Below are 11,491 nucleotides of genomic sequence, written 5' to 3'. Positions count from 1 at the left end.
CGCACGAACGGGCCGCCGCCTCCCCTGGGGAGCGATGGCCCGGATGGCGGGACGACGGGCCCTGTTCGCCGTCCCCGTGCTCCTCGTGGTGACCTTCGGCGTCTTCGCCGTCGCCGCCGCGTCCCCCTTCGACCCCGTCAAGGCGTACGCCGGCACCGCCGGGCTCACCGCCTCCCAGGAGAACCTCGACCAGCTCCGCGCCAACCTCGGCGCCGACCAGCCGCTCGTCCCGCGCTGGTGGAACTGGCTCACCGACGCCGTCAGGGGCCACCTCGGCGACTCCAGCGTGATGCGCCAGCCCGTCGCCGACGTCATCGGCGAGCGCATCGGCTGGTCCGTGCTGCTCGCGGCCACCGCCTTCGCCGTCGCCGTCCTGCTCGGCACCGCACTCGGCGTCCTGGCCGCACGGCGGCAGGGCGGCTGGCTCGACCGGTGCGTCAGCTCCGCCGCGTACACCCTGGAAGCCGCACCCGCCTTCTGGCTCGGACTGCTCGCCATCTGGTTCTTCGCCCTGGAACTCGACGTGCTGCCGGCCGGCGGACTGACCGACACGGCCAGCGACACCGTGACCCCCGGCCAGGTCGCCACCCACCTGGTGCTTCCCGCGCTCGTCCTCGGCATCTCCCAGCTGCCCTGGTTCTTCCTGTACGTGCGCCAGGGCGTCGCCCACGCGCTCGACGAGGACCCCGTACGCGGCGCACGCGCGCGCGGGCTGCGCGGACGCACCGTCCTGTTCGGACACGCCCTGCGCTCCGGGATGCTGCCGATGCTCACCCTCATCGGCTCCCGCGTCCCCGAACTGATCACCGGCGCGCTGCTCGTGGAGACGGTCTTCAGCTGGCCGGGCATCGCGGCCGCGACCGTCCAGGCCGCCACCTCCGTCGACTTCCCGCTGCTCGCCGCACTGACCGTGCTGGCCACCGCGGCGGTGCTGCTCGGCAACCTGCTCTCCGACCTGCTCTACGGACTGGCCGACCCCAGGGTGGGATTCGATGGCTGAGACGACCTTCCCCGGGCGCACCCCCCGGACCCCCGGCACCTGGACGTCCCGCGGACGCACCCGCCGCTCCACCCGCACCGTCCGCGTGCGCGTCTCCGCGGCCGTCGTCGCGGCGGTCGTCCTCGCCGTGCTCGTCGTACCGCCGCTGGTCCAGCTCGACCAGCAGGCCGTGGACCTGTCGCTGAAGCTGCGGCCGCCGTCCCCCGCGCACCCCTTCGGCACCGACGACGTCGGCCGCGACCTGCTGCTGCGCTGCGTCTACGGGCTGCGCGTCTCGCTCCTCGTCGGGCTCGTCGCGGCACTCGCCGCCACCGTCGTCGGCACCGCCGTGGGCGCGGCGGCCGCGGCCTTCGGCGGCTGGACCGACCGGCTCGTCATGCGGCTCGTCGACACCTTCGCCTCCGTGCCGCACCTCCTGCTCGGCATCTTCATCGTCGCCATGTTCCGTCCCGGCGTGTGGCCCGTCATCGTGTCGGTCGCGCTCACGCACTGGCTGTCCACGGCCCGGATCGTCCGCTCCGAGGTGCTGTCGCTGCGCTCCCGCCCGTACATCGACGCGGCCGTCTCCGGCGGCGCCTCCCGATGGCGCGTCACCTACCGCCACCTGCTGCCCGCGGTACTGCCGCAGGCCGGTCTGGCCGCCGTGCTCATGGTGCCGCACGCCATGTGGCACGAGTCCGCCCTGTCCTTCCTCGGCCTCGGGCTGCCCGCCCACCAGGCGAGCCTCGGCAACCTGGTGCAGACGGCGCGCGGCTCCCTCCTCGCCGGTGACTGGTGGCCCACCCTCTTCCCCGGCCTGTTCCTGATCATCCCGACCCTCGCCATCGCCGGCCTGGCCGGTGCCTGGCGGGAACGGCTCGACCCGCGCCGCCGATCGGAGCTGATGCTGTGAGCCCCGTCCTGTCCGTACGCGAACTCTCCGTACGCTTCCGCCTGCGCGGCGGCCGGCACATCGCCGCCGTCAGCGGCGCGAGCTTCGACCTGGCGGCGGGGGAGTGCCTGGCCCTCGTCGGTGAGAGCGGCTGCGGGAAGTCCGTCCTCGCCTCCGCGCTGCTCGGCCTGCTGCCCGGCAACGCCCGCACCGCCGGCACGGCCGTCATCGACGGCATCGACCTGCTCTCCGCGGACGAGCGCACCCTCGCCCGCACGGTCCGCGGACGGCGCATCGGACTCGTCCCGCAATCCCCGGCCGCCCACCTCACGCCCGTACGCACCGTGCGCGCCCATCTCGAGGAGACCCTGCGCGAGCTGACCGGCACGCCCCGCTCCGGCCTGCGCGCGGCGGCCGAGGCAGCGGCCGGCCGGGCCTCGTTCCCCGCCGGGCTCCTCGACCACTACCCGCACGAGCTGTCCGGCGGCCAGGCCCAGCGCGCCGCCACCGCCCTCGCACTCGTCGGCGACGCGCCCCTGCTGCTCGCCGACGAGCCGACCACCGGCCTCGACCGCGACCTCGTCGACCGCACGGCCGACGAACTGCGCCGCCACGCCGACGGCGGCCGCGCGCTGCTGCTGATCACCCACGACCTCGCGGCGGCCGAGCGGATCGCCGACCGGGTCGCCGTCATGTACGCGGGCCGCATCGTGGAACTCGCCCCCGCCGACCGCTTCTTCGGCGCGCCCGGACCCCGGCACCCGTACGCCCGCGGTCTGCTCGCCGCCCTCCCGGAACGCGACTTCACCCCCATCCCCGGCATGCCTCCCGAGCTCGGCGCCCTGCCCGACGGCTGCGCCTTCGCCGCCCGCTGCGACCGCGCGACCGACGCCTGCGGCACGCCTCCCCGCCTGGAGGACGGCGTCGCCTGCCACCACAGCGAGGAGCCCGCCCGTGCTTGAACTCGACACCGTCACCGCCGGGTACGACCCCCGCAGACCCGTCTTCCGGGGCGCCTCGCTGACCCTCCGGCCCGGCGAGGCGGTCGGACTGCTCGGCCCCAGCGGCTGCGGCAAGTCGACCCTCGCGCGGGTCGCCGCCCTGCTGCACCGCCCGGACGCGGGCCGTGTGGCCGTGGACGGCGAGCAGGTGCGCGGCTGGCGCCACCGGGCCCCGCGGGAGCTGCGCACCGCGATCGGCGTCGTCTTCCAGCAGCCCCGCCTCGCCGCCGACCCCCGGCTGACGCTGCGCGACCTGATCGCCGAGCCGCTGCGCGCGACCGGGCGCCGCGCCGGGGCCGCCGGCCGGACGACCGAGCTCGCCGCCGCGGTGGGCCTCACCGGCGACCTGCTCGCCCGCCGCCCGCACGAGGTCAGCGACGGCCAGCTCCAGCGCGCCTGCCTCGCCCGCGCCCTGGTGCTGCGCCCCCGCTGGCTGATCTGCGACGAGATGACCGCCATGCTCGACGCCTCCACGACCGCCGCCCTGGTCGCCGTCGTCGAGGCGTACCGCCGCGAGAGCGGCGCCGGGCTCCTCGCCGTCGGCCACGACCGGGTCCTGCTGGAACGCTGGTGCGACCGCACCACCGAGTGGGACGCGTGCGCCGGTACGCCGTGAAACCCGTCAACCCGCGCGATCCCGTCCCCGTACGAGCGAACCGGGTGTGAGCCCCGGGGAACCGGGCAGGCGCCGGTGAGGCCCTGCGGCACGGGCCCCATGAGCTGGAGGTACGGACCGGATGACCGACATGTTCAAGGTCGACGGACGGGGCACCGGGGACGGCTGGGAAGGATGGGAGGAACTGGCGCGGCTGCGTGACGAAGCGCGCCACCTCCGGCGGCAGGCGCGGAACCGTCCTTTGATCGCGCAGGCCCAGGGCATCCTCCGCGAGCGCTACCGACTGGAGGACGCCGAATCGGCCTTCGCGCTGCTGCAGATCGCGTCGCAGCGCTTCAACGTGAAGCTGCGGATCCTCGCCGACGCCCTCGTCCGGCTGCCGCGGCCCGACGAGGGGGAGAAGCTCTGGTTCCCCGGGCGGGTCCGGCAGGCGCCGCCGAGCCTGGACACGCTGGGCATCGACGACCCCGGCAACGCACCCCGCAGCGCCGTGCTGCGGGAGGTCCTCTCCCAGACCCTCGCCGTCACCGGTACGTACATGGGCGACGTGCAGATCGGGGACCACGAGCTCGGCGGATTGTGGATGGAGAACCACACGGGCCTCAGCGACGACTTCGTGAACTTCTTCGACTTCGTCGGCGGTGACGGCACCTCCTGCGCCCAGGCGGCGAAGGACGTGGCCCAGGTCACCGTGCGCGACGTCGCCACCGCGCCGGTGTTCACCGAGGACGCCCGCCGCACCATCCTCGCCGCCGGCAGCCGCGCCGCGCACAGCGTGCCGCTGGCCGTCGGCGGGCGCTGCGTCGGCATGGTCTCCGCCCACTTCGACCGCCCCCTCCAGGACCTGCACCCCGCCCAGCTCAAGGCCCTGGAGCTGACGGGCCGGCAGGCGGGGAGCTGGCTCGACTGGTACGACCGCACGGTCGTCCTCGACGCGCTGGAGCACCTGCACGAGGTGGCCCGCCACCCGGACGCCTCCCGCGTCCGCCGCCGCTGAGCCCCGGAGGGCCGCCCGCTTCCGGCCTGCGTCCGGTCGCTCCGGGCGGGCTGCGGGACCGGGCCGCCGGGCGGGGACAGTCGGGCGGGGACAAGCAGGCGAACACCGCACCACGCACCGGCGGCGAATCGGCCAACCCCGCTCCTGTGCGAGCGAGCTGGGGCTCACGGGGCCGCATACTCGTTCCGTCCCCCGCCCCCGCCACCCGGAGACCCGCCATGGCGCCGTTCTCCCGCCGGTCCGCCGTCGTCGCCCTCGCCGCCGCTGCCACCGCCGGCCTCGCCGGACCGGCCGAGGCACGAGCGGCCCCCACACCCCTGCGCCGCGCCCACGCCCACAACGACTACCTGCACGAGCGCCCGCTCCACGACGCCCTCGCCCATGGCTTCACCAGCGTCGAGGCCGACGTCTTCCTCGTCGGCGGCGACCTCCTCGTCGCGCACGAGCCCTCCCGGCTCGACCCCACCCGCACACTGCGCTCCCTCTACCTCGACCCGCTGCTCGCCCGCGTACGCGCCCACCACGGCAGCGTGTACCCGGGGTACCGACCCCCGTGCACCTGCTCATCGACATCAAGGCCGACGGCGCCGCCGCGTACCGGACGCTCCACCGCCAACTCGCCCCCTACCGCCGCATGCTGAGCACCTGCACCGGCGGATCCGTGCGCCCGGGTGCCGTCACGGCCGTCGTCTCCGGCGACCGCGCGGCCCGCGGCCCGATGGAGGCGCAGCGGGTGCGGTACGCGTTCTACGACGGCCGCCTCGACGACCTCGGCACCGCGGCCCCCGCCTCCTTCATCCCGCTCATCAGCTCCAACTGGACCCACGGCTTCGGCTGGCTCGGCACCGGCCCCTTCCCGCACGCCGAGCGCTCCCGGCTCCGGACGCTCGTCGCCACGGCGCACCGCGCCGGCCAGCGCGTACGGTTCTGGGCCACGCCCGACGCGCCCGGCCCCGCCCGCGACGCCGTCCGGGCGGAACTGCTCGCCGCCGGCGTCGACCACCTCAACACCGACGACCTCGCCGGGCTCGCCGCCTTCCTCCGCGCCCACCGGGACGCCCACGGCCGCCTGCCCGGCGGCCGGCGCGTCGGCGCGGGCGGTCCCGGCGCCGCGTAACGGCTCACCGTCAGGTAATACCCGTTCGGCCGACATGCCGTACGCCCGTCCGGCGCCGCCACTCCGCCAGACTGGCCGCCGAATGCCGCACGACCCACGCGGCAACGAGCCGAGGGGTGACACATGGCCGTATCCGTCTCCGTGGTGCTGCTTCTGCTGGTCCTGGCGGTGATCTTCCTCCGCAACGGAGGGCTGAAGATCTCCCACGCCCTCGTCTGCGCCCTGCTCGGGTTCTTCATGGCCAGTACGAGCCTGGCGCCGACCATCTACAACGGCGTCTCCGCCACGGCCGACGTCGTCAGCAGCCTCAAGCCATGACCTCTACGCGGCCTCCGGCCGCACGAACAGTCCGATGCCGTTCGGCACGGGGCGCTGCGCACCCCCACTGGGATGGTTGAGCACACTCACCTTCGTCGCCCCGTCCGGCCGCGCCACCAGCGTCGACGACCCTCCGCCGTCCAGGTTCACGGCGTCCGAGGCGCCCAGATCGCGCATCAGGCCCGCCAGTTCGGCGACGGTCAGTCCGCTGCGGAAACCCGCCCCGCCGTCCAGCGCGAGCAGCAGGAGCCGCGTACCGTCGCCGCCGGTCCCGGCGGCCGTCCGCACCGCGGCCGTCACCCCGTCCAGCCCGCCCAGCGGCTCACCCCCGCGCAGCACGGGATACCCGCCCACGGCGAAGCGGTACGCGACCGGGTCCGCCCCGGCCGCCGCCAACTTGTGACGGACCGTCACCAGGTTTCCGACCGTCAGCTTCCGCAACTCGCGCGCGCCCGCCTCACGCCCCACGACGACCTCGGTCCCCGCGGCGATCGCCCCGCGACCCGGTTCCTCCGCGACCGCGACGACCTTGCCGCCGCGGACCGTCACCTCGAACGTCTCCGCACTGCACGGCGCCGCGCGCCGGGTGTCCGTGCCGCAGGTCGCCCGCACCCGGGAGGCACTGCCCCAGTCCCGGGTGAACAGCCCCACGGACCCGACCGGCAACGCGTACTGATTGAGCCCGCCGAGCGGCAGCTCCCCGAACGGCGTCGACACGCTGCCCTCCAGGACCAGTTCACCGATCCGCGCCCTGCCGTCCTCGCCCACACCCAGCACCTGACGGGTGTTCGTGCCGGGGGGCAGCGCCGGCCCGAACCGCTGACCCTTCGGCACGGCGGCCTTCAGGGGGCGGCCGTCGGCGACCGCGGGACCGACCGGCGCGCCGGTCGCCTCGACGCCCGGGTGCTCGGTCTCCGTGACGTTGAAGAAGTCGCCGTTGATGCCGCCCGTGGCCCCCGCCCGGTCGGCGAGCACCGACAGCGCGGAGCGCGCCGCGACCACCCCCGGGTACAGCAGCCCCGCCGAAACCCGGGCGTCACCGAGGTCCGCGGAGAGCACATGGGCCCGCGCGGTGCCGTTCTCCGACGGGACGTCGACCGTGCGGTACTCGACGCCCGCCGCCACCCGTGACCAGACCGGTGCCGGTGTGGCGGGCGGAGCGGCTGCCAGGCCCGTGCCCAGCAGGGCGGCCACGACGAGCAACAGGAACGTGCGCATCCGCACGTGACGCACAGCAGTACCGCGCCGCATCACGCTCACGGGTCCCCCCCAGGGGTCAGGGCAACTACACAAGGTCTCCGAAGAGTTGCCCCACCCGTCGCCGCTACGAACCGACGAGCCGGGAACGGATCAGGAAACGTACGCCATCCGGGGCCTCCAGCGAGAACCCGCTGCCCCGGCCCTCCACCACGTCGACGATCAGCCGGGTGTGACTCCACACCGCGTACTGCGCCCGGGACATCCAGAACGGCACGGGCTCCGCCACCCCGGCCACCACCAGCCGCTCCAGCAGAACATCGGATTCACCCGTCCGGAACTCACCCGCCGGGTAGCACATGGGCGCACTCCCGTCGCAGCAGCCACCCGACTGGTGGAACATCAGCGGGCCGTGGGCGTCTCGCAGCCGCTTCAGCACCGCGGCGGCCGCGGGGGTCACCTCGACGCGCGGTTCGTGATCGGTCGTCACCATGCCCCCAGGAGAACCACACCGGACGTTGCGCCCACGTTGCGGCCCCCTCAGGTCCGGGCCCGGTTCCGCTCCAGCCAGACGCGGGAGTAGTCCACCGCCTCCACCAGGTCCAGCAGCCGGCACGGCGCCGCACCCACGACCCCCCGCCGTACGGCCCCGGGGCGGTCGCGCTCCAGGTCCGCTCCGAGGGCGCCGAAGTCGCCGTCGTCCAGGGCCACGTCCTCGTACGACCACCAGCGCCGCACCCCGTCCCGGCGGACCACGCAGCGGTAGGTGCGGCGCGGCGGCCGCGCCACCCGGTACTCACCGAGGTGGAAGGCCGTGCACCGGTCGTATCCCGTGCCCAGCAGCAGGATCCGCGCACGGAGCTCGTACAGCCGGGCCAGCGGCGAGTCCTCGCCGAGGTGGCAGTCCGGGCGGTGGCCGCGGACGACCGTCCCCGCGTGCGGACCCAGCGCCGCGAACGACGTCTGCGGGTGCGCGCTGCGCACCGCGCCCGCCGTCGTCCGCACGATCTCCGGCAGCACGCCCACCCCGTCCGACGGCATGGCCGCGGCGTCGTACGGTGGCATCGCCGCGCGCACCGCCGCCCGTTCCGCCTCGCCGAGCCCGCGCACCCGCTCCAGGTACGCGGCCGAGGTGTCCGAATTGCGTGCGGTGAACGCCGGCACCACGACCGTGCCGTCCGGCCCGAGCACGCCCCGCAGGGCCCGCAGCACCGCTGCGCCGCCGCCCGCGACCGGCCCCACCGCCCGCAGCGACGCGTGCACGAGAACGACCGAACCCGGTTCCACCCCCAGCGCCGCGAGCTGGCCACCGATCCGGGCCTCCGCATGCCGTCCGCCTCCGGCCACCGGCGCCCCCCCTTCTCCGCGCGACTCGTGCGGGTCATCGTAGATGCGGACCACCCGAAGCGGGACGGTTCTCCGTACCGCCCACGGGATCTCGCCGGCTCGCCTCCCGCAGGGGTGTCCCGCTGATCGGCCTGATCGACGAGACACCCCTAGGGTGATCGCATGATCAGCACACCCCCACGGACCCGGCCCGGAAGGCGTCGCGGCCGGCGCCTCGGCTATCCGGCGGCGGCTGCCGTCTTCGCCATCGGCATGGCGGGGACCACGCTTCCCACGCCCCTGTACGGCCTGTACCGCGAGGAACTGGGTTTCTCCGAGCTGATGGTGACGGTCGTGTTCGCCACGTACGCGGTCGGCGTGATCGCCACCCTCCTCCTGGCCGGCAACCACTCCGACGCGGTGGGGCGCCGCCCCGTCCTGCTGTGCGCGCTGGGCTTCGCCGCCGCCAGCGCGGTGTGCTTCCTGCTGGAGGGCGGGCTGCCGCTGCTCTTCGCCGGGAGGCTGCTGTCCGGTTTCTCGGCGGGGCTGCTGAGCGGGGCCGGCACGGTCACGGTGCTGGAGCTGGCGGCTCCGGAGCAGAAGTCCCACGCGGCCTTCGCCGCCACAGCCGCCAACATGGGGGGCCTGGGCTGCGGGCCCCTGCTGGCCGGGCTGCTGGCCGAGTACGCGCCCCTGCCCCTCACCCTGCCGTTCCTGACGCACCTCGCGCTGGTGGCGGTGGCCGGTGTCCTCGTGCTGCTGCTGCCGGAAACCGTCCGCGACCCGCACCGCCGCGCCCCGCTGCGACCGCAGGGCCTGTACGTGCCGGCGCCGATCCGCGGTGTCTTCGTCCCCTCGGCGCTCGCCGCCTTCGCGGGCTTCGCCCTGCTCGGCCTGTTCACGGCGGTGGCGCCGAGCTTCGTCTCGCAGACCCTCGGCGTGACCAACCTGGCCGTCTCGGGCCTCGTCGTCTTCTCCGTCTTCCTGTCGTCGACGGTGGGACAGTCGCTGACCGGACGCCTGCCCCCGCGGACGGCACTGCCCCTGGGCTGCCTGGTGCTGGTCGTGGGCCTGCTGTTCGTCGGCGCGTCGCTGTGGGTGAAGGCCCTGCCCCTGTTCGTCGCCGGCGCGGTCTTCGGCGGCCTCGGCCAGGGCACCGCCTTCCGAGCCGCGCTGACGGCGGTCGGCGAGGTGGCGCCCGCCGCGCACCGGGCCGCCACGGTCTCCTCGTTCTTCGTCGTGGCGTACACGGGCATCTCGCTGCCCGTCGTCGGCGTCGGCGCACTGACCATGTGGCTCGGCCTCCAGCGTGCCGGTCTCGCCTTCACCGCCTGTGTGACGCTGCTGGTCGCGGCGACCGTGCTGCGTCTGGTCCGCCGTCCCGCCGCCGCGGCGGCCCCGGGCCCGTGACGACAGCCGGCGGGACGCGGGCCGCGCGGAGGGCGGGTGACGCCGCAGGAGCGGGGGAGGGGGCCCCGGACGGGGCGGCCGGGGGAGCGCCGCCCCGGGAGGCCGGGGCGGTCCCGGAGGGTCAGGAACGCGGGCGGTCGGCCTGCTCGGCGCGCTCCGCCTTCTGCGCCTTGATCCGCGCCGCCTCCTTGCGGACCTCGGCCTGGGTGGCGCGCTCCTTCTGCAGCCACTCGGGGAGGTCGCGCTTCAGGGCGTCGATCTGCTCCGTGGTGAGGGGCTCCGTGATGCCGCCCCGGGCGAGGCCCGCGATGGAGACACCCAGCTTCGCCGCGACCACCGGCCGGGGGTGCGGGCCGTTGCGCCGCAGCTCCTGCAGCCACTCGGGCGGATCGGCCTGCAGGGCGTTCAGTTCGGTGCGCGAGACGACACCCTCCTGGAACTCGGTGGGGGTGGCCTCGAGGTACACACCCAGCTTCTTCGCCGCGGTCGCGGGCTTCATCGTCTGGGTGTTCTGGTGCGACGTCATGGTGTCAAGGGTATCGAGCGTGTGTGCTGCCTCCGACCACGACCGGTAGCCTGGGGTGGTGACAGGCTCGGAAACATCCCCCTCGTTCCGGCTGGCGTACGTCCCGGGAGTGACACCCACCAAATGGGTGCGGATCTGGAACGAGCGGCTGCCCGGCGTCCCGCTGGCCCTCGTCGGCGTGTCCGCCGCCGAGGCGGACGGCGTCCTGAAGGACCGCGGAGCCGACGCGGGACTGGTGCGGCTGCCGGTCGACCGGACGGTACTGAGCGCGATCCCCCTGTACACCGAGACGACCGTGGTGGTCGTCCCCAAGGACCACCTTGTGGCGGCGGTCGACGAGGTCTCCGCCGAGGACCTCGCCGACGAGATCGTGCTGCACCCCCTCGACGACACCCTCGACTGGGAAGAGCTGCCGGGACGCCCCGCGATCGAGCGGCCCGCCACGACCGCGGACGCCGTGGAGCTCGTCGCGGCCGGGGTGGGCGTCCTCGTGGTCCCCCAGTCGCTCGCCCGCCTGCACCACCGCAAGGACCTCACGTACCGGCCGGTCGTGGACGCGCCCCAGTCGGGGGTGGCGCTGTCGTGGCCCGAGGACGCCACCACCGACCTGGTGGAGCAGTTCATCGGCATCGTCCGCGGCCGCACCGTCAACAGCTCGCGCGGCCGCCCCCCGGCGTCGGTGGCAGCCTCGGCGGCGGCATCCGCACAGCCGAAGCGCAAGACCCCGGACGCCCGCGGCGCACGCCGGGGGCCCTCCGCGGGCACGTCGACCGGCAACGCCCCGCGGCGGAGCTCCTCCGGCGCGGCCAAGGGTGCCAAGGGGACCAAGGCCGCCAAGCGCGGCAAACCGCGCCGCCGCTCGTAACCCGCTGCTCCCCACCCGCGGCACGCACCGCCCCCGGGGTCGCCGGCCCCTCGCCGCACGAGCGGCCTCGCCGGGGCAGGCCCCCTGCCGGTGCCGGCGGCGATCCGCCGCGCAGGCACCGGCGCCTCGTCACATCACACCGGCACCGTGCCGCGCCGGCCCGCGGCGAACCTTCCGCCTCGGCCGTCGTGCCGCGCCGGCCCGCGCGGCCTCTGCGTCCCGGCCGCCCGCGCCTCGCCGGACCCAC

At 75.2% G+C, this 11,491-nt stretch carries 12 protein-coding genes and 1 pseudogene; 9 read left to right on the top strand and 4 right to left on the bottom strand.

Features of this window, described 5'->3' with window-relative positions; genetic code table 11:
- The first annotated feature begins 34 nt into the window (after positions 1–34).
- From IH00_RS0126850 to IH00_RS0126820, 7 genes and pseudogenes are all read left to right on the top strand, one after another.
- A complete protein-coding gene (locus tag IH00_RS0126850) occupies positions 35–1,000 on the top strand; it encodes an ABC transporter permease (protein ID WP_031077982.1) in 966 nt (321 codons plus the stop codon).
- On the top strand, positions 993–1,892 hold the full coding sequence (locus tag IH00_RS0126845; RefSeq protein ID WP_031077979.1) for an ABC transporter permease: 900 nt from the start codon (positions 993–995) through the stop codon (positions 1,890–1,892). Before IH00_RS0126850 ends, IH00_RS0126845 begins: the two co-directional genes overlap by 8 nt.
- On the top strand, positions 1,889–2,833 hold the full coding sequence (locus IH00_RS0126840; protein ID WP_031077977.1) for an ABC transporter ATP-binding protein: 945 nt from the start codon (positions 1,889–1,891) through the stop codon (positions 2,831–2,833). The genes IH00_RS0126845 and IH00_RS0126840 overlap by 4 nt, the downstream gene beginning before the upstream one ends.
- Positions 2,826–3,488: an ABC transporter ATP-binding protein gene (locus IH00_RS0126835; RefSeq protein ID WP_031077975.1), complete on the top strand. Its 663-nt coding sequence runs from the start codon at positions 2,826–2,828 to the stop codon at positions 3,486–3,488. Before IH00_RS0126840 ends, IH00_RS0126835 begins: the two co-directional genes overlap by 8 nt.
- Before the next feature lie 121 nt (positions 3,489–3,609).
- On the top strand, positions 3,610–4,485 hold the full coding sequence (locus IH00_RS0126830) for an ANTAR domain-containing protein (RefSeq protein WP_234334972.1): 876 nt from the start codon (positions 3,610–3,612) through the stop codon (positions 4,483–4,485).
- A 218-nt stretch (positions 4,486–4,703) separates the two neighbouring features.
- A pseudogene (locus IH00_RS37720) lies at positions 4,704–5,602 on the top strand (phosphatidylinositol-specific phospholipase C/glycerophosphodiester phosphodiesterase family protein).
- Positions 5,603–5,725: 123 nt separating this feature from the next.
- Positions 5,726–5,920 carry a hypothetical protein gene (locus tag IH00_RS0126820; protein ID WP_031077973.1) on the top strand — a complete coding sequence of 65 codons (195 nt, stop codon included), beginning with the start codon at positions 5,726–5,728 and terminating at the stop codon, positions 5,918–5,920.
- Positions 5,921–5,923: 3 nt separating this feature from the next.
- Here the strand turns inward: IH00_RS0126820 and IH00_RS0126815 are convergent, their stop codons facing one another.
- From IH00_RS0126815 to IH00_RS0126805, 3 genes are all read right to left on the bottom strand, one after another.
- The gene (locus IH00_RS0126815) at positions 5,924–7,138 is read right to left on the bottom strand and encodes a phosphodiester glycosidase family protein (protein WP_031077972.1); all 1,215 of its coding nucleotides are present in this window, start codon (positions 7,136–7,138) and stop codon (positions 5,924–5,926) included.
- A 106-nt stretch (positions 7,139–7,244) separates the two neighbouring features.
- Positions 7,245–7,610 (bottom strand): DUF779 domain-containing protein, encoded by a 366-nt coding sequence (locus tag IH00_RS0126810; protein WP_031077969.1) that lies wholly within the window; start codon positions 7,608–7,610, stop codon positions 7,245–7,247.
- Between the two features lie 47 nt (positions 7,611–7,657).
- Entirely contained in the window at positions 7,658–8,464 is an 807-nt protein-coding gene (locus IH00_RS0126805) for an AAC(3) family N-acetyltransferase (RefSeq protein WP_052411673.1), read from the bottom strand.
- A 162-nt stretch (positions 8,465–8,626) separates the two neighbouring features.
- Between IH00_RS0126805 and IH00_RS0126800 the strand changes: the two genes are divergently transcribed.
- A complete protein-coding gene (locus tag IH00_RS0126800) occupies positions 8,627–9,853 on the top strand; it encodes an MFS transporter (RefSeq protein WP_039947457.1) in 1,227 nt (408 codons plus the stop codon).
- Between the two features lie 121 nt (positions 9,854–9,974).
- Here the strand turns inward: IH00_RS0126800 and IH00_RS0126795 are convergent, their stop codons facing one another.
- Positions 9,975–10,379: a DUF5997 family protein gene (locus tag IH00_RS0126795; protein WP_031077964.1), complete on the bottom strand. Its 405-nt coding sequence runs from the start codon at positions 10,377–10,379 to the stop codon at positions 9,975–9,977.
- Between the two features lie 58 nt (positions 10,380–10,437).
- Between IH00_RS0126795 and IH00_RS0126790 the strand changes: the two genes are divergently transcribed.
- Positions 10,438–11,244: a LysR substrate-binding domain-containing protein gene (locus tag IH00_RS0126790; RefSeq protein ID WP_078887994.1), complete on the top strand. Its 807-nt coding sequence runs from the start codon at positions 10,438–10,440 to the stop codon at positions 11,242–11,244.
- Positions 11,245–11,491 lie beyond the last annotated feature (247 nt).

Source organism: Streptomyces sp. NRRL S-118 (assembly GCF_000716335.1).
Classification (GTDB): Bacteria; Actinomycetota; Actinomycetes; order Streptomycetales; family Streptomycetaceae; genus Streptomyces.
This window is presented reverse-complemented; position numbering and strand designations above follow the sequence as displayed.